Genomic DNA, 22,534 nt, shown 5'->3' with positions numbered 1-22,534 from the left:
ATCCGTTTTTTATGACGTGAATATGAGCCTTAAGCTTGCGGCTTCGGCGGGCGCGGCCGCTTCTCCTTGAAGCGGGTTGCCACATAGTTGCGCTTGCGGTCGCGGAAAAAAATCCAGCCGCCGATAAAGCCGACTCCGGCGATGAACATGACGAGTCCGAGCAGGAAGCTAAGCCATTGAAAGCTGGGGACGACGGCATCATTGCCGAATTCGGAAAAGTAATGAAACAAATCATTTTTCATCCGAAGAAAGCCAAAGCAGGCAAGCAAGCCTGGGATGACAAGAAATAGGACGGCGATCAAACGGGCAGCAACCAATTTCATGAAACGCTATTCTCCTTGTGACTATGTAATAGCATTATGATACCTTTTTCACAGGTGGCTGTCTATTTCGGATGAGGGGCTAGAGCAAATAGGGATGAAAATAGCTATGAAAAAAGGTACAATAGGTGAAGTGACCAAACGTAATGAGTGGAGGTAATCATAGATGGCGATACAAGTAGATGTAGCAGTTCTGGGCGGCGGCGTCGGCGGATACACGGCAGCGATACGCGCTGCGCAGCTCGGCAAAAGCGTGGCTCTCGTAGAGGCGGACAAGCTGGGCGGCACATGTCTTCATAAAGGCTGTATACCAAGCAAATCGCTGCTTCGCAGCGCGGAGGTTTATGCAACGCTGCTCGAAGCGGATACATATGGCATTACTTTGGCGGAAGGTGCGGTTGCACTTGATTTCCTGAAAGTGCAGGGACGCAAGGAAGCAACGGTTGATCAGCTCTACAAAGGGCTGCAGCATTTGATGAGAAAGAACGGCGTTCAAGTCATTCAAGGAAAGGGACGGGTTATCGGCCCTTCAATTTTCTCACCCCGCAGCGGCTCGCTTGCAGTAGAGCTGGCAGACGGCGAGATGGAGTCTGTCGTCTCGGCTAACCTGATCATTGCTACAGGCTCACGGCCCCGGACGCTGCCGGGTGTTACGCCTGACGGCGAAATTATTATGACTAGTGATGACGCGCTCCGGATGGAGGTGCTGCCAGAATCGATTCTTATTGTCGGCGGCGGCGTGATTGGCGTGGAATGGGCTTCCATGCTGCAGGACTTCGGCGTGCAAGTGACGCTTGTTGAATCCGGTATACGATTGCTGCCTGGGGAAGATGCGGAAGTTTCGGCTGAGCTCACCCGATTGCTCAAGCGCCGGGGCGTACGCGTGCTGACAAGCGTACAATTAATTACAGAGGAACTCTCAGCCGGAAGTGGAGGAGTAACCGTTCCTGCTGAGACATCGGACGGCAAGGTGCTGCTGACCGCGGACAAACTGCTGCTTTCCGTAGGTCGCCAAGCGAATATCGAAGGCATCGGCCTCGAGAATACCGATATCAAAACGAAGGACGGCTTCATTCGCGTCAATGAATTCGGCCAGACGAGCGAGCCGCATATTTATGCGATTGGCGACGTAATTGGCGGCGTGCAGCTGGCGCATGCGGCAGCCCATGAAGGTCTGCATGCAGCAGATCATATCGCCGGGGAGAAAAAAGCAGCGACACCTGCACATCTCATCCCCCGCTGTATTTATTCCCGTCCGGAGATCGCCTCTTATGGTTTAACGGAGGACGGGGCAAGAACGAAGGGCTATGACGTGAAGACGGGTAAAATCCCGTTCCAGGCCATTGGCAAAGCGATCGTACTGGGTGAAACCGACGGCTTTGTTAAAGTGATTGCCGATCGTAAAACCAATGACATACTCGGCGTTCATATGATTGGCGCGCATGCGACGGACTTAATATCGGAAGCGGCGCTGGCGGGCGTGCTTGATGCGACACCTTGGGAAGTCGGAAGCATGATTCATCCGCATCCAACGCTGTCAGAGGCGCTTGGCGAAGCGATGCTGGCAGTTGACGGCAAAGCGATCAATTTCTAATATCGCATAGCGGTATGATAAGCGCAGGTCTAAATCTATTACATTTGTCAGGTTTTCTTTTTCGCCTGAATGGGTTTATAATATATAACATCAAGTCTTAGTACCTGGTTATAAAAGTAGGTTAAAGGAGGCATTCCTCATGACCCAATCCGGATCAACTAAACAGACCTTTCCACATACGGAGTTAGGCCTTTCTCATGAGCAAGCCATAGAAATGTATGCAACCATGCAGCTGGCCAGAAAATTTGACGAGCGCAATTTATTGCTTCAACGGGCAGGTAAAATTAATTTCCACGTTTCCGGCGTCGGACAAGAGGTCGCGCAGGTCGCAGCCGCTTTTGCGCTGGACCGGGAGAATGACTACTTCCTGCCGTATTATCGTGATTACGGCTTTGTATTGGCCGTTGGCATGACGGTTAAAGAGCTGATGCTCTCTGTATTCGCTAAAGCAGAGGACCCGAACAGCGGCGGCCGCCAAATGCCGGGACACTTCGGCAGCAAGAGACTGCGCATCGTTACGGGCTCCAGCCCGGTGACGACGCAGGTGCCGCATGCCGTAGGCATCGCGCTCTCTGCCAAGATGAAGAAGCAGCCGATTGTCAGCTTCGTTACTTTCGGCGAAGGCTCCAGCAACCAAGGCGACTTTCACGAGGGCTGCAACTTTGCAGGCGTCCACAAGCTGCCGGTCATTCTAATGTGCGAGAACAATCAGTATGCGATCTCTGTGCCTGTTCATAAGCAGCTGGGCGGACGCGTATCGGATCGTGCAATCGGGTATGGCTTTCCGGGCATCCGCGTAGACGGGAATGACGCTTTGGAAGTATACCGGATCGTAAAGGAAGCGCGCGAGCGGGCTGTCGCTGGCGAAGGACCTACGCTTATTGAAGCGATGATGTACCGCTTGTCGCCGCATTCTACTTCCGATAATGATCTGGCTTACCGGACGAAGGAAGAAGTAGACGAGAACCGCGCGAAGGACGGCATTCCTAAGTTCAAGCAATATTTGATCGAATGCGGCATTTGGGACGAAGAGCGTGACACCGAGCTGCTTGCGGCTATTCGCAAGCAAGTGGACGAGGCGACCGAATATGGCGATAATGCGCCATTCCCGGTGCCGGAATCCGTATTGCACCATGTGTATGCCGACGATGCCGGGCAAGGGGAGGGATAACCGATGGCCGTTATGGAGTATATAGATGCAATCCGTCTAGCGATGAAAGAAGAGATGGAGCGCGACGAGGATGTATTCGTGCTTGGCGAGGATGTTGGCGTCAAGGGCGGAGTATTCACGACGACGAAAGGACTTCAGGATCAGTTCGGAGAACTGCGCGTAATGGATACGCCGCTGGCGGAATCGGCGATTGCCGGCGTTGCGATCGGCGCAGCCATGTATGGCATGAAGCCGATTGCGGAGATGCAGTATTCCGATTTCATGTTCCCCGCGACAAACCAGATTATTAGCGAAGCGGCCAAAATCCGCTATCGTTCGAATAACGATTGGAGCTGTCCGGTCGTCATCCGCGCGCCTATCGGCGGCGGTATCTTCGGCGGGCTGTATCACTCGCAATGTCCGGAATCGGTGTTTTTCGGAACACCGGGCCTTAAGATCGTTGCACCGTACCGGGCGTACGATGCGAAAGGGCTGCTGAAAGCGGCTGTCCGTGACCCGGACCCTGTTCTTTATTTCGAGAATAAGAAGAGCTATAAGCTCATAACGGGCGAAGTGCCGGAGGACGATTACATCGTTCCCATTGGCAAAGCCAATGTGCTGCGCGAGGGCGAGGATATTACAGTCATCGGCTATAGCATGCCGCTCCTGTTTGTGGAGCAAGCAGCGGAGGAACTGGAGAAAGAAGGCATCAGCGCTCATATTCTTGATTTGCGTACGATTCAGCCGCTGGATAAGGAAGCGATTCTTGAAGCGGTACGCAAGACGGGCAAAGTGCTGATCGTTCACGAAGATAATAAAACCGGCGGCGTAGGCGCTGAAGTATCGGCAATCATTGCTGAAGAGCTTCTGTTCGAGCTGGACGCCCCGATTCAAAGACTTTGTGCACCGGATGTGCCGGCAATGCCGATCAACCCTCCGGGCGAGAAGTTTTATATGCTGAATAAGGAAAAAGTGTTGGAAGCAATGCGCAATCTGGCATTATTTTAAGTAAAAACCGCATGGCAGACCGGAAGTATTCGCATGTTTACCAGACTGCGGGTTGGGAGATGGATGTTTAATGAAGGTAGAGAAGGAAATCGTCATACCGCAGCTTGCTGAATCGCTCGTATCAGCGACCATTGACAAGTGGCTGAAGCAGCCCGGCGATCATGTCGATCTATATGAACCGATTTGCGAGTTAATCACCGACAAAGTTAGTGCGGAGCTGCCTTCCACGGTATCCGGCACGCTGACCAGAATTGTCGTCGGAAGCGGAGAAACGGTACCGGTCGGCACCGTCGTCTGTTATATTGCGACGGAGAGCAATGAAGCGGCGCCTGTATCATCGGCTGCAGCTGCTTCACCTGGCCGACACGAAGACGGACCTTCCACGGAAGCGGCCGAAGATGGCGGCTCTATGCGCAACCGTTATTCGCCTGCGGTACAGACGCTTGCTGCCGAGCATGGCGTTCGTTTGGCTGATGTAACTGGGACAGGCATGGGGGGGCGTATTACGCGCAAGGATGTGCTTGCCTACGTCGCTTCCGGCGTTCCGAATGAAAGCAGCGTCGACATCTCGAAAGCAGATGTACGTTCCTCAGGCTTGCATCTGGCGGAAACGCCGCGCATACCGACTGTACAGCCGACCGAGCAAGGACGCGGCGAGGATTATATTGACGTTACGCCGATTCGCGGAGCAATTGCGCGTAATATGAAGCAAAGTGTCACAGAAATACCGCATGGCTGGATGATGATCGAGGTGGATGTGACGAACCTGGTTGCCCTGCGCAACAAGCTGAAGGATGAATTCATGAAACGGGAAGGCGTCAATCTGACCTACCTCGCTTTCGTCCTGAAGGCGGTCGTCAATGCAATTAAGGATTTCCCGATTATCAACTCCATGTGGGCTGCTGACAAAATTATCGTAAAGCGGGATATTAATATTTCGCTCGCGGTTGGTACAGAGGAATCGGTAGCAACACCGGTTATTAAAAACGCCGACCACAAAACGATTGCCGGACTCGCCAAAGAAATCGACGATCTGGCCCGCCGCGGCCGCGAAGGGAAACTGACGCTGTCCGATATGCAAGGCGGTACGTTTACTGTCAACAATACAGGTTCGTTTGGTTCCATCATCACGAATCCGATTATCAATTATCCGCAGGCGGCCATCATTACGTTCGAATCAATCGTAAAGCGACCAGTCGTCATTAATGATATGATTGCTATACGTTCGATTGCGAACATGTGCTTCTCGCTGGATCACCGGATTTTGGACGGCATCATTTGCGGCCGCTTCCTGCAGCGCGTGAAGGATAACTTGGAGAGCTTCAATACAGATACAAAGCTGTATTAAGCGAAGTTACAGTATGATAGACAGAAATGGGGTATACAGATGACTGACGCAGCTAAGCAACATGGCGCGAGGACGACACTGGAAGCCCGTTATATACCGTTACTCGATTATGCCCAGGCCTGGGATTTGCAAAAATCGACCGTAACGCAAGTTGATAAGGAGGAGCGTCCAGAGACGCTTCTCCTTCTTCAGCATCCCCCTACCTATACGCTTGGTTCGGATCGGCATCCGGAGCATTTGCTCTTGGATGAAGAGGAGCTTAAGGAGCGGGGCATAACGGTATTCGAAATTGACCGGGGCGGCGATATTACCTATCATGGGCCAGGTCAGTTGGTCGGCTATCCGCTGCTATTTCTTCAGGCGGAAGGACTTGATTTGCACGGCTATTTGCGCAGTGTGGAGCAGGTTCTAATTAACTGGTTGGCGGATTATGGAATTGAGGCGGGAAGAAAGCCCGAATATACAGGTGTATGGGTCGGCGATGAGAAAATTGCGGCAATCGGGGTGAAGTTCAACCGGTCTCGAGGACGGAAGGGATTCATTACGTCACACGGCTTTGCCTTAAATATTGAATCCGGCATCGGCCAGGCGGGATTTAGCGGTATTATTCCGTGCGGCATTGAACAGTTCGGTGTAACATCATTTAATGATTTAACGGGGAAGAATATGAGCGTGGCCCAAGCGGCACGGGAAATCGTGCCGCATTTCAGCTCCGTATTTCAGTATGGGCAGCATACACTAGTAGAAGAGCCAGCCGAGTGAGGCGATTACCGTGGACAGCAGCACCGCGCCCGCGACGATAATCGCTACGAGGCGGATCATTTTCTGTGAGTTCATCTTAAAAGCGCTCCTTTCCATGGAATTGGACGTGCATCTTAAACAAGTCTATTCTAGTTTAATCGAAAAAGGCGAAGGAGGAAATGGCTGTGGTCAATCAGGAACGAATTGTGAAAGAGTTCATGGAACTGGTGCAGGTCGATAGCGAGACGAAGCATGAGCAGGAAATTAGCCGCGTGCTCCGTAAAAAGTTCGAAGAGCTGGGTCTTACTGTAGAAGAGGATGATGCGGCGGCTCAAACCGGGCATGGCGCGGGAAACCTGTTCCTGCTGCTGGAGCCGTCCGGCGCCCAGTCGGCGCCGACGATATTATTTACTTGCCATATGGACACCGTGACGCCGGGCGTTGGCATCAAGCCTCAGCTGGACGATGACGGATATATCCGCAGCGACGGCACGACCATTCTGGGCGCCGACGACAAAGCTGGAATAGCAGCTCTGCTGGAAGCGATACGGGTGCTGAAGGAACAGCAAATCCCGCATGGACGGATTCAATTTGTTATCACTGTAGGCGAGGAATCAGGTCTTGTCGGCGCTGCAGCGATCGATCCTGCTAAGCTGCTGGCCGACTTCGGCTATGCGATCGACTCGAACGGAGCAATTGGCGATATCGCGATTGCTGCTCCGGCGCAAGCGAAGGTAACGATCAAGCTGCATGGCAGATCCGCGCATGCCGGCGTCAATCCGGAGGATGGTATTAGCGCCATTCAAGTGGCATCCAAAGCAATTAGCCGCATGCCGCTTGGCCGGATCGATAAGGAGACGACTGCCAATATCGGCCGTTTCGAGGGCGGCGGCGCAACGAACATCGTATGCGACTTCGTGCGGCTGGATGCAGAGGCGCGAAGTATCGTGCAGGAGAAGCTGGAGCGTCAGCTGGATGCGATGCGCGAAGCGGTAGAAAGCGCGGCGAAGGATTGCGGTGCGAAGGGCGAGTTTGAGAGCAGCATCGTATATCCCGCATATGCACATGACGAGCAGTCGCATGTCGTTCAAGTGGCGCAAGCTGCTGCTCGTGCAATCGGCTTGGAGCCGCGCGGCTTTCATTCCGGCGGCGGCAGCGACGCTAATATTTTCAATGGATTAGGTCTGCCTACCGTCAATCTTGCCGTGGGCTACGAGCATATTCATACAACCAAAGAGCAGATTAAGGTATCGAATCTGGTCAAAGTAACCGAGTTTGTCGTCTCCGTTATTCAACAGGCGGCAAAGGGTTAAGATTGCTGATACGAGAAAAAGGCTTCCCCTCCATGCGTGAGCATAGGCGGAGAAGCCTTTTTTTATAGGAACCGGCATTGCAGTAGTTAAGTTTGTTTTGATGCCAGCAGTTGGCGAAGCGTCTGTTCTGGTGCGTGAGAGGCGGTCAGCTTGCGAAGCTTGTGACGTACTTCCCAGGCCTTTCCTACCAATCGAAGCTCTTTGCCGCTCATATACTGTTTCATCCTTATCGCACCCCTTGTGATTTGGTATAATGATATCTATGTCCAGAGCGGACAAGTTATACCCTTCTGAATAAATACATCAAGGATTTGAAAAATAAGGAGCGGATCAACATGGGACAAGATGAGCTGAAGCAATGGCGTGAAGAAACGGTAAGCACGGATTCTATTTTTAACGGGAAAATAATTTCGTTACAAGTAGATACTGTTGCGCTGCCAGACGGCAAGACGGCAACAAGAGAAATCGTGAAGCATCCGGGTGCTGCAGCTGTCATGGCGCTTCTGGATGGCAAACTGCTCGTTGTGGAGCAATTCCGCAAACCGCTTGAGAAATTCCAGATCGAAATTCCGGCCGGAAAGCTCGATCCCGGAGAAGATCCGGCAGTTGCTGCCGCACGCGAACTGGAGGAAGAGACAGGTTACAGGGCAGAGGAGCTGAAGCTTGTCAGCGCCTTTTATACGTCGCCTGGCTTCGCCGATGAGAAGCTGTATTTATATTTTGCCGATAAGGTCGTGCCGGGAACTTTAAATCCCGATGAGGATGAGTACTTGGAGAACGAGGCGATCACGCTGGAGCAAGCGGAGGCATACATAGCTGAAGGGCGCATCAGCGACGCGAAGACGATACTGGCTGTATACGCATGGAAGCTCTATCTTGCGAACGGCAGCATTTAATAGATTAGGATAGGGAAAGCTCCCGTCATAGAAACGGACACCGGATCATACAATGAACGTATATCTTGTCCGAAGGGAGTGGCTGGTTTTGCGTACGGCTATGCTGCAGGAAAATGGCAAAAATCATTTCACGCTTTATGTTTTTGTGGCGGTCTTATTCGTTGTTGGCGTCATTTTCGGCGGACTTATGGTGCAAGCGCTGACGCTGGAGCAGCAGCAGGATCTGGCCTCCAACGTCAATCAATATATTCATTTGGTCAATAACGGAACGGTTGCCGACGAGGCGCATTCCTTCTGGGAGCGGTTTATGTTTTACGGCAAATGGCTGCTGCTGTTATGGCTGCTCGGCATAACGGTAGTCGGTATCCCTTTTGTACTGGCGCTCGATTTTCTAAAAGGGGTGCTCGTCGGGTTCTCAATCGGTACTTTAATAAGCCAGCACGCCTGGGAAGGGCTGCTGTTCTCTCTTGTCTCCGTAGCGCCGCCGAATTTAATCGTCGTTCCCGCGCTGATGGTAGCGAGCGTCGCTGCCATCTCGTTTTCGACATATGTCATCAAAAACCGGCTGTTCCAGCAAAAGGGCAGTCTGGCGCCGCAAATAGCGGCTTTTTCGTCAACTGCGCTATTCATGCTTCTGCTGCTTGCGGGGGCGGCACTGCTCGAAGCCTATGTTTCGCCCATTCTTATGCAGTGGGTAACACCGCTGATGACAGGAACCGCATCGGCCGTATAAAGCCAAAACGTTTGACTTTTTCCGCCATTAACCCCTATAATAAAAGCAAACCGGAAGTTGGCGCAGACATGTGGTAGGGGGGAAATCATGGAAGCCCGGATTGAGAAGATCAAACAACAGTTGCAGTCGCAGGGCTACAAATTAACCCCGCAGCGTGAGGCAACAGTTCGAGTATTGCTCGAAAACGAAGACGACCATTTGAGTGCAGAAGATGTATTCATGCTCGTTAGAGACAAAGCCCCGGAAATCGGTCTAGCTACCGTTTACCGGACATTGGAGCTGTTGAGCGAAATGCATGTGGTGGAGAAGCTGAACTTTGGCGATGGCGTTGCCCGTTACGACCTGCGTACGGACAGCAGCAAACACCACCATCATCACCTGATATGTGTGCAGTGCGGTTCCATGGATGAGATCAAAGAGGATTGGCTTTTGCCGCTCGAAGAGCGTCTTGAGCAGGAGTTCGGTTTTACCGTACTGGATCACCGACTTGATTTCCAAGGCATTTGCCACCGCTGCAACGCAAAAAACGACAAACCTAATGAACAATAAACGGCTTTGCTGCCCAGTTAACTGGACGGCGAGCCGTTTTGGCGTTTTTAGGGGAATTGTCCTATAAAAAATCAAGCTGCAGCAGACCAGAGCCTTGGGCAAAAGACGGGAAACCGTCCAACGTATGCGCCTGCTTTTTCAATAACGCTTTGACTTCGCTTGGATTGAGGCCAGGTTTGAGCGCCAGCAGCAAAGCAGCTCCTCCCGTTACATGAGGCGAAGCCATGCTCGTTCCCGACACAGTCAAGAAATTTCCGTTCAGCCAAGTTGAACGAACATCCTCACCCGGCGCCGCAATCGCGATGCCGCTACCTCTATTGCTGAAGTTCGCAATTCGGTTCTCCCTTGTTGTTGCCGCAACGGCAATCGTCTCCGAGAATGCGGCCGGTTCATCCAGCTGGAATGTGTTAGGACCAGAATTGCCGGCAGAGGCAACGACAATAATGCCTTTGCTGACCGCTTTTTTAATCGAGTTATGAAGCACTTGGCTCGAATCTCCTCGCTCTAAGCCAAAACTCATATTAATAATCGACATTTTGTTGCGGATACACCATTCGATACCGTCAATAATGTCAGATACATAACCTGCCCCCGCATGATCAAGAGCTTTGACCGCATAGAGCTTCACTTTTGGCGCTACGCCTTTACAGCCTTTCGTGCCGATAGCTGCTGCAATACCCGCTACATGCGTGCCATGGCCGTTGTCGTCTATATAGCTGCCGCCGTCGACTGTGTTAACTCCGCCAGCAATTCTCAGGCTTGGATGCGGTGCGATACCGGTATCGATGATCGCAATTTTAACAGAATCACCGTCCGAACGTTTCCATGCTTTATGCGCCGCGATCGCACATAAATTCCAAGGCAGATCTGCCGGACAAGCATCCGAAAGCACCGAGGCACGTGTGTTTCTTTGCATGCTGCGCTTGCTTGCAGCTTTTAACCGCGGTGTATGTGCCGATTTGGATTTTCCTGTTACCGTTGCTGGACGGGACGGCAGAATAGTATGTGTTCTTATTTTTTTATCCGGCTCGATAAGTCTGACGCTGGGATGCCGTCTTAGCTTCTCCCATGACAGCCGGCTGTCGAAGTGGCAGCCAATGAGCCTGCTTCCAGGGATACGTTTAAAAGGCCGGATGCCGCTCAGCCTCAAGTGCCGGATACAGCGTTTATAGGAGTTACCCGTCTTTAAAGCGATGAGCTTACGAACAGTATACTTTGAGGGAGCTCTCCTGGAGTGAATGGTGAGCAGTTGTTCAAGTCTGGGCATTGAAGGGAACCTCCTTGTCATTGTCCGCATTAGTTCAGATTATGAACGGAGGTATCCGGACGGCAGGGGTATACGTCCAAATGCACATAATTTGCATGGAAATAAGACAGCATATGTGTGATTAACGTGACATTGAGGTGCATCGAATATTGCGTTATTTACATGCAGGATGGACATTCAGATAGAGCGAATCATACACCATAATAAGACCAACTAGGAAGGCGGGTCAGATCATGAAAATCGGGATACCGAAAGAGATTAAAGCGAGCGAATACCGCGTCGCCTTGACACCGGCGGGTGTTACGATGCTGACGGCCGCAGGCCACGAAGTGTTCGTGGAGACGGGAGCCGGCGAAGGAAGCGGCTTTGAGGACCGGGACTATGAGCGTGAGGGTGCTGTCGTTAAAGCGACAGCTTCGGAGGTATGGGAGCAGGCGGATATGATTATGAAAGTAAAGGAGCCGCTTGCCTCGGAATTTGGTTATTTTCGAGCAGGGCTTCTATTGTTTACTTACCTTCACTTGGCGGCAGCTCCGGATTTGACGCAGGCGCTTGTCGACAAACAGGTGACGGCGATTGCATATGAAACAATCCAGCTGGCGAACGGTAGCTTGCCGCTGCTTACGCCAATGAGCGAGGTAGCTGGCCGGATGGCGGTGCAGGTAGGCTCGCAGTTTCTGGAGGCGTTCAACGGCGGTCGGGGCGTCCTGCTGGGCGGAGTGCCAGGGGTTCCTCCCGCAGATGTTGTTATTGTCGGCGGAGGCGTCGTAGGTACGAATGCGGCTAAAATCGCGATCGGTATGGGAGCGAATGTCGTTATATTGGAAAAAAGCGCCGATCGGATGCGTTATTTGGACGATATTTTTGGCGGTCGGATCAAAACGGTCATGTCGAGTCCTTATCATATAGCGGAAGCGGTCAGCAGAGCGGATTTACTGATAGGAGCGGTGCTTATTCCGGGTGCCAAAGCACCTCATCTGGTTACGGATCAAATGGTGCAAGGGATGAAGAAGGGTGCTGTTATTGTCGACGTAGCCGTTGACCAGGGAGGCTCGATTGCGACGGTAGACCGGCCGACGACGCATACGGATCCCATCTATATTAAGCATGGTGTTATACATTACGCGGTAGCCAACATACCGGGCGCTGTTCCGCGAACCTCTACCTTTGCCTTGACGAATGCAACGATTCCCTATGCACTGGATCTCGCCAATCGCGGCTGGGAAGCTGTGAAAGGCAGCGTACCGCTGCAGAAGGGCGTCAATACGCATGCCGGGGCTGTTACTCATGAGCAGGTGGCTAACTCCACCGGAATAGCCCATACACCGCTGGAACGCTGGCTGAATGCCATTGCTTACGACCGGTTGGAGCCATAGTTCTAACATAATGTGACTCCCTTTTTCATATGGTGGTACGGACGAGCATTTTTTGCATCCGGACAATGGAAAGGGGAGCTGCCGATATGGTGCTATCGCTTCGCAAATGGATTAGCCGTATAGTATTCGCTATCATCTTCTCGATGCTGCTGATACTTGCAACTGGCGGGTATAGCTGGCTCGTGGATGTGATCTCGCCGGTGCATCCGTATCATAAACCGAAGGGCGCTGCTATGAAAGTGTTTCAAGCCGATCCGATGATTCCGGGCAACGGAAGCTTAGCGGACCGGCTTCGCTGGTTTTATTGGTATGGCGAATAAGTGGCCGCATCCGGTTCAATGTTTGCTTGAAAGCAGGATTTGCGAGGGTTGGCGTGGAAGATATGGATAGTATTTTTTGATAGCCATAGGAACGCCAATGAAAGGAATTTCCAATTGCAATGAATGATCAAGTACAGTCGTTTATTCGGCATTTAGCGGTGGAGCGATCATTGTCTCCAAGCACTCTTGAATCGTATGGACGTGATTTGAGCAGCCTGGTGGACTACTTGTCAGAGTTTGAAGTCAGCCGTCCGGCTGATGTGCAGCGGCATCATCTGTCGCATTACATGCTGCAACTGAAGGAAACCGGCCGCAAAGCGGCTACTCTGACGAGACATATCGTATCGATCCGCGCTTTTTTTCATTATTTGGCGCTGGAAGGCGTCATTGCGCATAACCCTGCGATTTATTTGGAATCGCCCAAGCAGGAGAAAAGAGAGCCCAGCGTTCTGTCGATAGAAGCTGCCGGCTTGTTGCTGGATGCGCCGGAGCCGGTAACAACGGCAGGCATTCGCGACAAGGCGATGCTAGAGCTGCTGTACGCAACGGGCATCCGGGTGACTGAATTAATTATGCTCAATCTGGACAGCGTTAATATGCAGCTCAATATTATCAGATGCGTTGGCAGCGGGATGAAGGAGCGGATAATTCCTTTCGGCCGTATGGCCAAGGAGGCGCTAGAGCATTATTTGGACGCTTCACGGAACGAACTGCTCAAGAGGTCGCCTGGTGAGGAAGCGCTGTTTGTTAATGTGCTGGGTACGAGAATGACGAGGCAAGGGTTCTGGAAGATGATTAAGAAGTATGCGAAGGCAGCAGGGATCGTAGAAGATATTACACCGCACACGCTGCGTCATTCCTTTGCTGCGCATTTGCTTGAAAATGGCGCCGATCTGCGGGCTGTTCAGGAGCTGCTTGGACATGCGGACATATCGACAACGCAAAGATATACCCGGCTTGCGAAGGTGCGGATGAAAGATGCCTATACCCAGGCACATCCGCGCGCTTAATACATAATAAGAGGGGAAATGAAGCGCCTATGCCGATGAAATTCGACCGTATCGCATTAATTGTACTGGACAGCGTGGGCATCGGAGAGCTTCCGGATGCGGAATCCTTTGGGGATAAAGGCTCGCACACACTTGGACATATCGTAGAGCGTGTTCCGTCCATCCAGCTTCCGAATTTGCGCAGATGGGGGCTCGACCGGATTGCGAAGATTAGCGGGTGGGAGCCTGCTGCGGGCGACACAGAGGCTTATTTCGGTAAAATGGCGGAGGTATCCGTCGGGAAGGATACGATGACCGGCCATTGGGAGCTGATGGGTCTGAAGCTGACGGTGCCATTTCAGACCTTCCCCGAAGGCTTCCCGCAGGAGCTTATCTCCGCGTTCGAGGAACGTACAGGACGTAAAGTAATCGGTAATAAGCCGGCCAGCGGAACCGACATCTTGGACGAGCTTGGTGCACAGCAGTTGGAGAGCGGAGATTGGATTGTCTATACGTCCGCAGACAGCGTCTTTCAAATTGCTGCGCATGAAGAAATCATCCCGCTGGAAGAATTGTACCGGGCCTGCGAGATTGCCAGAGAGCTGACGCTGGATGATCGTTATGCAGTCGGGCGCGTAATTGCACGCCCATACACAGGTGCGCCTGGCGCTTTCAAGCGAACGCCCCACCGCCATGATTACGCGGTTAAACCGCCAGAGCCTACCGTATTGAACGCATTGCAGAATGGCGGCTATGCGACAATTGCTGTTGGCAAAATCAACGATATTTTTGACAGTGAGGGAATCGGGGCGGCGACTCCGACAAAAAGTAATGCCGACGGTATTGCTAAAACGCTGGATGCGCTTGATGAACCCTTCAATGGACTGCTGTTTACCAATCTGGTCGACTTCGACTCCCTCTACGGTCATCGCCGTGATCCCGAAGGCTACGCGAAAGCATTGGAGCAATTTGATCTTGCGCTGCCGGAGCTGGAGAAACGAATCGGGGAACGTGATCTGCTGATCGTGACAGCCGATCACGGCAATGATCCCATTCATCCGGGGACGGATCATACGCGTGAATATGTGCCTCTGCTGCTCTATAGTCCGGCTTTTAGCCAATGCAGGCAATTGCAGCCTAGGACGACCTTTTCGGATTTGGGCGCCACCATTGCCGATAATTTCGGTGTTCAAGCTCCGCCTAACGGGACAAGTTTTCTGGATTTGTTGATTACGGATACGAATAGGGAATAAGGACTGAAATGTACAGCGAACTGGGGAATAGGAGAGGTGAGCGATGCAACCATTGACAGCAGTGCAAATTAACGAGGCGGCAGCCTATATTACCGGCCTAACCCCGCTTAAGCCGGAGATTGGCCTCATTATGGGCTCGGGCCTCGGCGTTCTGGGTGATCATTTGGAGGATGCTGTCGTCATTCCTTACGAGAGCATTCCGTATTTTCCGGTGTCAACTGTTGAGGGTCATGCCGGAGAACTGCTAGTGGGAAGCTTATCGGGACGGCCGGTTGTGCTTATGCGCGGACGTTTTCACATGTATGAGGGTTATGGACCTGAGCTGACAGCTTTTCCGGTTCGAGTGATGAAATCGCTGGGTGCGAAGGCTCTGCTAGTAACGAATGCCGCAGGCGGCGTTAATACGAGTTTTGAGCCGGGCGATCTGATGGTTATTTCTGACCATCTGAACCTGACGGGCAAAAATCCGCTTGTTGGTCCTAACGACGATGAGCTCGGCGTACGATTCCCGGATATGTCGGAGGCTTACAGCAAAAGGCTGCGTGCCGTCGCACGGGAAATCGCAGTGACGCAGGGGCTAACGCTGCGGGAGGGCGTATACGCTGGATTGCTTGGACCTAACTATGAGACGCCGGCTGAAATCAGGATGCTGCGTACGCTGGGCGCGGATGCGGTCGGAATGTCGACCGTTGCTGAGGTTCTCGCCGCCAGACATACGGGTCTTGAGGTGCTCGGCATCTCCTGTATAAGCAATATGGCCGCAGGTATTTTGGACCAGCCCTTGTCGCATGCCGAAGTAATAGAGACGACAGAACGTGTGAAATCCCAGTTTTTAGCGCTTGTTAAAGCTATAATTCCTCGATTTTAAGATTTTGTAACACAATTGTAATATTTGCCTCGACTTATTGTGACAGTTTTTGTGATGGTACTCGTCGTATAATGTCCATGATTACAGAACGATGGAGTGAAGTGAACATGGACAAGCAATTGCTCTTCGAAATGGAGAAATTGCGCGGAAAAATGGTGGAAACGGCGTTATTAAAGCAAAATTTGCTGAATCGTGAGGTGCTTCTGCTCAGCCAGTCATTGGACAAGCTCATTGTCCGGGCCCAAGTAGAGCAGCGGGAATTAGCAAAAATGAGATGAGACTTGACTTCAAGTTCTGCGGACGGGAGAGAATGACATGCGCACAGTGGATTTAATACAGAAAAAGCGGGATGGCGGTGAATTGACCGCTGCGGAGCTTACTTTTCTTGTCGACGGCTATTGTGAAGGCGATATCCCTGATTATCAGATGTCGGCTTGGGCGATGGCCGTGCTCTTTCGCGGAATGACTGCGGCGGAGACCGCAGCACTTACTTTAGCAATGGCGAACTCCGGCGATCAGGTTGATCTTGCGCCGATAGCCGGCATCAAAGTAGACAAGCACAGCACTGGCGGCGTGGGCGACAAAACCACCTTAATCGTGGCGCCGTTAGTTGCTTCCATAGGCGTTCCGGTAGCGAAGATGTCCGGGCGCGGCCTTGGACATACAGGAGGAACGATTGACAAGCTGGAGTCGATCGCGGGCTTTCAGACGGAGCTTTCCCGTGAGAAATTTATGAATCAGGTGAATGAGCTCGGTTTGTCCGTTATCGGGCAAAGCGGCAACATGACTCCGGCGGATAAAAAGCTATATGCGCTTCGCGACGTAACGGGAACGGTAGAGTCCATTCCTTTAATCGCGAGCTCGGTAATGAGCAAAAAGATTGCGGCAGGAGCCGATGCAATCGTGCTTGATGTCAAGACGGGCAGCGGCGCTTTTATGAAGACGCTGGAGCAATCCGAGGAGCTGGCCCAGGCGATGGTGGCAATCGGAACGAAGGTTGGCCGTCAGACGGCGGCCATCATTAGCGATATGGACCAGCCGCTTGGCTTTGCAATCGGTAATGCGCTGGAAGTGAAGGAATCCATTGAGACGCTGCAGGGGAAAGGGCCTGCGGATTTAACTGAGCTTTGTCTGGTGCTTGGCGCGCATATGACGGTGCTGGGCGGTAAGGCGCAAAATGTTGAGGAAGCGAAGGGGCTGCTGCGTGCCCAACTGGAAAACGGCGCTGCACTGGAAAAGTTCAGACAGTTCGTCACCGCGCAAGGCGGAGACGGCGCGGTTGTGGATGACACCTCCAGGCTGCCTGCTGCACCTGTCATTATCGAGGTAAAGGCGACAGATGATGGCTACGTACAAGCAATTGAAGCCGAACGCCTCGGTACAGCCGCCATGCTGCTTGGAGCGGGCAGGGCGACGAAGGACGCCCAGATCGATTATGCCGTCGGCATCGTTATGATGAAGAAAGTCGGCGATCAGGTTCGCGCAGGCGAGACGCTGGCCGTACTTCACGCAAGAGGCAACAGCGAGGCGGAGGCAGAGATCGCCGACCAAGTCCGCGGCGCGTATGCCGTCGATTCGGTGAAGCCGAACCTGCGGCCGCTGCTGCTGTCGATTGTGACAGCTGATGGCGTAATGCGAAGTGAATAAAGGATTGAACAAAAAGAAAAAGAGAAACCAGCGTGTTTTGAAAACGTGAGGTTTCTCTTTTTCTTTTTTCTTTTTGTTTTTCTTTTTGTTTTTCTTTTTTCTTTTTGTTTTTGATTGTTGTTTTTGGTTTCCTTATTGTTTTCCTTATTGTCTTTGTTTTATCTTGTTATTTTGTTTTACTATGCTTTTTGCCTTCAAGACGTATCTGGGACGGGCGCGTCGGATGAACAATTTTTTTGTCTACTTGCAGGCTTTCTGGAGACAACTTCGCGCTTTCGCCTAAAAGAGCTGTGTCTCTCACAACTCTTCATTTACGGACACATTTCGGCATATTCCCTGCCCAAGTAGTAATGCGATGCTGCAATGAATCGTTTAAGTATATACAACTAGCTGCTGAGGTTACCCATCCTGAGAATCAAAATGTAAAAATACATGCTGATGAGTCTTAAAAGGCCGAATCTACCTATCAAAATGCAAAAATACATTTGAAATGGCCGATTTTCGCCTTTTTTAAGCTTTTTAGGCCAATCAACCTGCACTTTTACATTTTGATGCCATAAATCGTCGAAAAAACGGCTGACAACCTGCACTTTTGCATTTTGTTTCGTTTCTACCCTTCTCAACCTTGCTCTCGACGCGTAAATGATAGTCAAAATGATGGTAGCTGATCGCTAGCATTCCAGAACGCTACCACTACCCTATAAATTAGTGAAACGCTAAATCCTGCTTAATGTAGCAAGCACTGAAGTGTTTATTTTGTGTGCGTTGCACTTGCACTCAGGGTGAACGGAGTGTTTTGAGTGCAGGCTGACATTTTGCAGATTCGATTCATTATTCATCGTGTAAGCGATGGGGGAATGGATCAAGAACGTCAGCATGGACCAAAACACGCAGTGACCCGGGGTTACTTCACGCAGTGATCCCAAGCTTTACTGCTGCACTCCCGGATATTATTTCAAACGTGGAATAATTTTCTACAAACAAGCCGACACTGTAGAGGAAAAATTAGCCGAATTGCGGTCATCCCTGGCCGCATCATCTTTTGGAGGGACCTGCCATGAAAAAACGATGTATGAGACTATTTCTACTAGCAGCCGCACTATGTATGGCGATGCCTATCGCGGCATTCGCTGAAGAGAAAGCACCGGCGAATGCGGGCTCGGCCGCCGACCTGGCTCCTTCCGCTAGATCAGCGATCTTGATGGATGCAGACAGCGGCACGATCATCTATGAAAAAAACAGCAATGATAAACTGCCGCCTGCGAGTATTACGAAAATTATGACGATGCTTCTTATTATGGAAGCCATTGACGACGGAACGATTAAGCTGACGGACAAAGTTCAGGCCAGCGAATATGCATCCTCGATGGGCGGATCGCAAATTTTTCTAGAGCCCGGTGAGGAAATGACGGTAGACGACATGATTAAAGGAATTGCGCTGGCATCTGGCAATGACGCATCCGTAGCGATGGCAGAGAAGCTGGCCGGCACGGAGCAGCAGTTTGTAGCGAAAATGAATGAAAAAGCGCAGCAGCTTGGGCTGAAGGATACCCATTTTGCCAATTGCAACGGCTTGCCGACAACTGATCATTACTCTTCTGCCCATGATATAGCGGTAATGTCGAGAGAATTGCTCAAGCATTCGGAAATTACGAAGTACACGGGGCTCTACCAGGATTATCTCCGGAAAACATCGGAGAAGCCATTCTGGCTTGTGAATACGAACAAGCTGGTTCGCTTTTATAGCGGCGCAGACGGGCTGAAAACCGGCTTTACAAGCGAGGCGAAATTTTGCTTATCCGCTACCGCTAGACGTGATGATCTGCGGATCATCGCTGTCGTGATGGGCGAACCAAATACGAAAACAAGAAACAATGAAGTGGCGCAGATGTTCGATTACGCTTTTGCCCAGTACATGACCCATTCGATCTTTAAAGAAGGCGATGCGATGGGCAATGTCAACATCGAGAAGGGCGCTGTCGCCCAGATGCCAATTGTTGCCAAACATCAGTACAGCGTGCTGTTGAAAAAAGGAACACCTACGACGGATATCCGTTACGAGCTGCAGCTTGAGCCGTTGAAAGCGCCGGTGAAGATCGGCCAGCCGATCGGCAAGCTGATCGTCTTCCAGGGCGATCAAGTGCTTAAGGAATTTCCTGTAGACGCACCGCAATCGATTGACAGAGCAGGCTGGTGGAAAATGCTCCAACGCTCATTAGGCGGATTATTTACTTAGGTTTCCGATAAATACTCCGGCGTAAATTGTCGCCTTCTAGCGGTATGCTTCTAGTTTTGTCGCCATGCAGGAAACGGGCTTCAGCTTGGAGAAATGCTAGTTCGATCCAAATGCGTAGCAGAAGGAGATGAACAGCGATAATGAGTTTGCAAGCGGAATTGGAGCATTACCGGAACGTGCTTATCGTACGTCTGCGAGGAGAGCTTGACCATCATACCGCCGATGTCGTCCGGTACAAAATGGAGGAAGCGATCGCCCGCGGCTCGAGCGTTCATATTCTCTTAAGCTTGAAAGAGCTGCAATTTATGGACAGCTCCGGGCTCGGCGTCATCCTCGGCAGGTACAAGCAGGTGAAAAGCAAAGGCGGCAAGATGGTCGTCTGCGATGTAAATCCGAATGTGTATCGGCTGTTCGAAATGTCAGGCCTGTTCAAAATATTGGAGATTCATGACAATGAGCGAACAGCGATATCAAGTCTGGAGGTGGTCTCGTGAACGGACGGAATGAAATGACGCTAACCTTTAGCGCGCGCTCGGAGAATGAAGCTTTTGCACGCGTTGCTATCGCGTCCTTCGTATCTCAGCTTGATCCGACATTGGAGGAGCTGAATGATTTGAAAACCGCGGTGTCGGAAGCAGTAACTAATGCCATAATTCATGGCTATGATAGTGACCCTTCCGGCAAAGTAACGATTGAAGCCTCGATTGAAGGTGACTCCGTATCCATTATTATCAGCGATAAAGGACACGGCATTGAGGATTTGGATTTGGCCCGCCAGCCGCTTTATACGTCGAAGCCGGAGCTCGAGCGCTCGGGCATGGGTTTTACGATTATGGAAAATTTTATGGACCGTTTCGAGGTTTCCAGCGATCTTGGCGGGGGCACCCGTCTGTCGATGCTGAAACGAATCGAATCGAAAAAAGCGCTATACAACTAGCGCATAGGGGTTGAACCTCATGGATGTCGATTTGAAGAAGCAAACGGCTCAGCCGTATTTGGATGACGCAGAAGTAAAGCGGCTTATAGCGCTAAGCCAGTCTGGCGACACGTTGGCAAGAGATACGCTCGTGCAATGCAATATCCGGCTCGTATGGTCGGTCGTGCAGCGGTTTATCAACCGCGGCTACGAACCGGAGGATTTGTTCCAGATCGGCTGTATCGGACTATTGAAGTCCGTGGACAAATTCGATTTGTCCTATGACGTGAAGTTTTCTACCTATGCGGTCCCGATGATTATCGGGGAAATACAGCGGTTTTTACGCGATGACGGCACGCTTAAGGTGAGCCGCTCACTTAAGGAAACGGCGAACAAAGTACGGAAGATGAAGGATGAGCTGTCCAAAACGCTTGGGCGCCTGCCGACGATTAGCGAGGTCGCGGAGCGCCTTGGAATCACTCCGGAGGATGTCGTGTTCGCCCAAGAAGCGAATAAGCCGCCAACCTCGATTCATGAGACGGTATTCGAGAATGACGGTGATCCCATTACGCTGATGGACCAGATTGCGGATGATTCCCAGGAGCGCTGGTTCGATAAGCTGGCGCTGGTGGAAGCGATCGAAGGCCTCAACGAGCGGGAGCGGCTGATCGTCTATCTGCGGTATTACCGGGATAAGACGCAATCTGAGGTAGCAAGCAGACTGGGCATTTCCCAAGTTCAGGTATCGCGGCTGGAGAAAAAAATATTACAGTCCATTCGAGACCAAATCGCCCAATAGGCGGTTTGGTCTTTTCAATTTTTTACCTAGATAAGCATGACTATCCGCCGTCTCCTTTTCTCATACTAAAAGGGAAGTGAATCCAATACGTTAGGAATGATGACAGATGGACGTACCCCGTCAATCGGCTCTCTATCTGCGTCTCAAAAAACGAATTTCGATTCGTCCCAGACATAAAGTAACGCTAGGACAAGTGGCCCGGCTGCTGGCTGCCAATGACGAGCAGGAGCAGCGTCTCGGGGATCTTGTGCTGTATCGCCATGCGAAGGCGGACGGGAACCGGGTCGTTATCGACCTGCTGCAGATCGTCAAAGCGATTCGAGAGGCTGAACCCAGTCTTACCGTCGAAGCTTACGGCGATCCGCAGGTGCTGATCATGGTATCCGAGAAGCCGGTGAAGCCGCGCATTGTTGTGCTGCTGTTCGCCTGGCTGCTGTTATTTTTCGGTGCGGGGCTGGCGATTATGAACTTTCATACTGACGTCAGTATGAGAGAGGTTCATATCCGAATCGTGGAGCTCATAACCGGAGAAAGAACAGAACATCCTCTCTGGTTTCAAATTCCTTACTCGCTCGGCATCGGTCTCGGGATGATCCTGTTCTTCAATCATTTGTTCCGCAAGCGTTTCAATGAAGAGCCGAATCCGCTTGAAGTGGAGTTGTATACGTATCAGGAAAATGTAAATGCCTACGTCATCGCCGACGAGATGCGCAAAAAAAATAGTACGAGCGAAGGGCATGCCACCGATGATCATTGATCTTGCCCGCAATTTGCTCGCTGCGCTAATCGGTTTGTCTGGCGGGCTGGCCGTCGGCAGCGGGTTGGTCGCATTGCTGATTGTATTCGATCTGGTTCCGCGATTGGCACAGGTGGCGCGAGCCTACCGGATGTCGGCCTGGTTCGAGACCGCGATTGTTGGAGGAGCGATGTACTGGACGTTCGCCGATTTTCTCGATTGGCGGCTTGCGCTGCCTAAAGCAGCTTTTCTAATACCAGCGGGGCTGTTGGAAGGCATCTTTGTCGGCATGCTGGCGGCAGCGCTCACGGAGGTCATGAATGTGCTGCCGATACTAGCCAAACGAATGAATCTTTCCGGCTATTTAGTTAGTCTCGTGATGGCAATGGTGCTTGGCAAAACGATCGGTTCGCTATTTGATTGGTTCTACTATCAATGGTAATTTGCAGATGACGAAATGAAGGGGGCTAAGCAG

At 51.6% G+C, this 22,534-nt stretch carries 26 protein-coding genes; 22 read left to right on the top strand and 4 right to left on the bottom strand.

All coding sequences use genetic code 11. From position 1 onward, the window contains the following. Positions 1-29: 29 nt before the first annotated feature. Positions 30-323 (bottom strand): DUF2627 domain-containing protein, encoded by a 294-nt coding sequence (locus tag TY10_RS08900; RefSeq protein WP_042162650.1) that lies wholly within the window; start codon positions 321-323, stop codon positions 30-32. 163 nt (positions 324-486) lie between these two features. Between TY10_RS08900 and lpdA the strand changes: the two genes are divergently transcribed. From lpdA to lipB, 5 genes are all read left to right on the top strand, one after another. After that, positions 487-1,914, top strand: coding sequence for a dihydrolipoyl dehydrogenase (gene lpdA / locus TY10_RS08895; RefSeq protein WP_042162649.1), 1,428 nt, complete (start codon positions 487-489; stop codon positions 1,912-1,914). A gap of 139 nt (positions 1,915-2,053) precedes the next feature. Continuing rightward, a complete protein-coding gene (locus TY10_RS08890) occupies positions 2,054-3,085 on the top strand; it encodes a thiamine pyrophosphate-dependent dehydrogenase E1 component subunit alpha (RefSeq protein ID WP_042162647.1) in 1,032 nt (343 codons plus the stop codon). 3 nt (positions 3,086-3,088) lie between these two features. Then, the gene (locus TY10_RS08885; RefSeq protein ID WP_042162646.1) at positions 3,089-4,072 is read left to right on the top strand and encodes an alpha-ketoacid dehydrogenase subunit beta; all 984 of its coding nucleotides are present in this window, start codon (positions 3,089-3,091) and stop codon (positions 4,070-4,072) included. Positions 4,073-4,142: 70 nt separating this feature from the next. Continuing rightward, positions 4,143-5,420, top strand: a complete 1,278-nt coding sequence (locus TY10_RS08880; protein WP_042162645.1) for a dihydrolipoamide acetyltransferase family protein — start codon at positions 4,143-4,145, stop codon at positions 5,418-5,420. A 39-nt stretch (positions 5,421-5,459) separates the two neighbouring features. After that, positions 5,460-6,182 (top strand): lipoyl(octanoyl) transferase LipB, encoded by a 723-nt coding sequence (gene lipB / locus TY10_RS08875; RefSeq protein WP_042162644.1) that lies wholly within the window; start codon positions 5,460-5,462, stop codon positions 6,180-6,182. Here the strand turns inward: lipB and TY10_RS32660 are convergent. Beyond that, entirely contained in the window at positions 6,159-6,257 is a 99-nt protein-coding gene (locus tag TY10_RS32660) for a stressosome-associated protein Prli42 (RefSeq protein WP_475098912.1), read from the bottom strand. The two genes, lipB and TY10_RS32660, sit on opposite strands and share 24 nt — an antisense overlap. An 83-nt stretch (positions 6,258-6,340) precedes the next feature. Here TY10_RS32660 and TY10_RS08870 point away from each other — a divergent pair, with 83 nt between their 5' ends. Next, a complete protein-coding gene (locus TY10_RS08870) occupies positions 6,341-7,474 on the top strand; it encodes a M20/M25/M40 family metallo-hydrolase (protein WP_042162643.1) in 1,134 nt (377 codons plus the stop codon). A gap of 86 nt (positions 7,475-7,560) precedes the next feature. On the opposite strand, the gene mciZ is transcribed toward TY10_RS08870, so the two are convergent. Then, complete coding sequence (gene mciZ / locus TY10_RS29700) at positions 7,561-7,698, bottom strand: Z-ring formation inhibitor MciZ (RefSeq protein WP_081735170.1); 138 nt, start codon at positions 7,696-7,698, stop codon at positions 7,561-7,563. Between the two features lie 111 nt (positions 7,699-7,809). Here mciZ and TY10_RS08865 point away from each other — a divergent pair, with 111 nt between their 5' ends. The 3 genes from TY10_RS08865 (at position 7,810) to fur (ending at position 9,652) form a co-directional block, all read left to right on the top strand. Beyond that, on the top strand, positions 7,810-8,370 hold the full coding sequence (locus TY10_RS08865) for an NUDIX hydrolase (protein WP_042162642.1): 561 nt from the start codon (positions 7,810-7,812) through the stop codon (positions 8,368-8,370). A gap of 88 nt (positions 8,371-8,458) precedes the next feature. Then, the gene (spoIIM, locus tag TY10_RS08860) at positions 8,459-9,103 is read left to right on the top strand and encodes a stage II sporulation protein M (protein ID WP_052350444.1); all 645 of its coding nucleotides are present in this window, start codon (positions 8,459-8,461) and stop codon (positions 9,101-9,103) included. Positions 9,104-9,190: 87 nt separating this feature from the next. Further along, on the top strand, positions 9,191-9,652 hold the full coding sequence (gene fur / locus TY10_RS08855) for a ferric iron uptake transcriptional regulator (RefSeq protein ID WP_042162640.1): 462 nt from the start codon (positions 9,191-9,193) through the stop codon (positions 9,650-9,652). A gap of 61 nt (positions 9,653-9,713) precedes the next feature. Here fur and TY10_RS08850 read toward each other — a convergent pair whose 3' ends face one another. Beyond that, complete coding sequence (locus TY10_RS08850; protein WP_042162638.1) at positions 9,714-10,919, bottom strand: S8 family peptidase; 1,206 nt, start codon at positions 10,917-10,919, stop codon at positions 9,714-9,716. Between the two features lie 233 nt (positions 10,920-11,152). Between TY10_RS08850 and ald the strand changes: the two genes are divergently transcribed. The 13 genes from ald to TY10_RS08780 all read left to right on the top strand — a co-directional run bounded on the left by ald (position 11,153) and on the right by TY10_RS08780 (position 22,501). Further along, entirely contained in the window at positions 11,153-12,295 is a 1,143-nt protein-coding gene (ald, locus tag TY10_RS08845) for an alanine dehydrogenase (RefSeq protein WP_042162637.1), read from the top strand. 86 nt (positions 12,296-12,381) lie between these two features. Continuing rightward, positions 12,382-12,615, top strand: coding sequence for a DUF4227 family protein (locus TY10_RS08840; RefSeq protein ID WP_042162636.1), 234 nt, complete (start codon positions 12,382-12,384; stop codon positions 12,613-12,615). 119 nt (positions 12,616-12,734) lie between these two features. Next, entirely contained in the window at positions 12,735-13,625 is an 891-nt protein-coding gene (gene xerD / locus TY10_RS08835; protein ID WP_042162635.1) for a site-specific tyrosine recombinase XerD, read from the top strand. Between the two features lie 35 nt (positions 13,626-13,660). Beyond that, a complete protein-coding gene (gene deoB, locus TY10_RS08830; RefSeq protein WP_042162688.1) occupies positions 13,661-14,857 on the top strand; it encodes a phosphopentomutase in 1,197 nt (398 codons plus the stop codon). Between the two features lie 43 nt (positions 14,858-14,900). Continuing rightward, positions 14,901-15,725 carry a purine-nucleoside phosphorylase gene (locus tag TY10_RS08825; RefSeq protein WP_042162634.1) on the top strand — a complete coding sequence of 275 codons (825 nt, stop codon included), beginning with the start codon at positions 14,901-14,903 and terminating at the stop codon, positions 15,723-15,725. 107 nt (positions 15,726-15,832) lie between these two features. Beyond that, positions 15,833-16,003 (top strand): aspartyl-phosphate phosphatase Spo0E family protein, encoded by a 171-nt coding sequence (locus TY10_RS08820; protein ID WP_042162633.1) that lies wholly within the window; start codon positions 15,833-15,835, stop codon positions 16,001-16,003. A 37-nt stretch (positions 16,004-16,040) separates the two neighbouring features. Next, the gene (locus TY10_RS08815) at positions 16,041-17,372 is read left to right on the top strand and encodes a pyrimidine-nucleoside phosphorylase (protein WP_042162632.1); all 1,332 of its coding nucleotides are present in this window, start codon (positions 16,041-16,043) and stop codon (positions 17,370-17,372) included. A 1,057-nt stretch (positions 17,373-18,429) separates the two neighbouring features. Continuing rightward, positions 18,430-19,608: a D-alanyl-D-alanine carboxypeptidase family protein gene (locus TY10_RS08805; protein ID WP_042162630.1), complete on the top strand. Its 1,179-nt coding sequence runs from the start codon at positions 18,430-18,432 to the stop codon at positions 19,606-19,608. A gap of 140 nt (positions 19,609-19,748) precedes the next feature. Next, positions 19,749-20,102, top strand: coding sequence for an anti-sigma F factor antagonist (spoIIAA, locus tag TY10_RS08800; protein WP_042162629.1), 354 nt, complete (start codon positions 19,749-19,751; stop codon positions 20,100-20,102). 14 nt (positions 20,103-20,116) lie between these two features. After that, positions 20,117-20,545 carry an anti-sigma F factor gene (gene spoIIAB, locus TY10_RS08795; RefSeq protein ID WP_042162687.1) on the top strand — a complete coding sequence of 143 codons (429 nt, stop codon included), beginning with the start codon at positions 20,117-20,119 and terminating at the stop codon, positions 20,543-20,545. A 19-nt stretch (positions 20,546-20,564) separates the two neighbouring features. After that, positions 20,565-21,323, top strand: a complete 759-nt coding sequence (sigF, locus tag TY10_RS08790) for an RNA polymerase sporulation sigma factor SigF (protein WP_042162628.1) — start codon at positions 20,565-20,567, stop codon at positions 21,321-21,323. Between the two features lie 106 nt (positions 21,324-21,429). Then, positions 21,430-22,080 (top strand): stage V sporulation protein AA, encoded by a 651-nt coding sequence (locus TY10_RS08785; RefSeq protein ID WP_042162627.1) that lies wholly within the window; start codon positions 21,430-21,432, stop codon positions 22,078-22,080. Next, positions 22,061-22,501, top strand: a complete 441-nt coding sequence (locus tag TY10_RS08780) for a stage V sporulation protein AB (protein WP_420329390.1) — start codon at positions 22,061-22,063, stop codon at positions 22,499-22,501. The genes TY10_RS08785 and TY10_RS08780 overlap by 20 nt, the downstream gene beginning before the upstream one ends. Positions 22,502-22,534 lie beyond the last annotated feature (33 nt).

This window comes from Paenibacillus gorillae (genome assembly GCF_000513275.1).
In the GTDB taxonomy this organism is placed as follows: domain Bacteria; phylum Bacillota; class Bacilli; order Paenibacillales; family Paenibacillaceae; genus Pristimantibacillus; species Pristimantibacillus gorillae.
The sequence above is the reverse complement of the archived record's forward strand: the minus strand, read 5'-3'. Positions and strand labels throughout refer to the sequence as shown.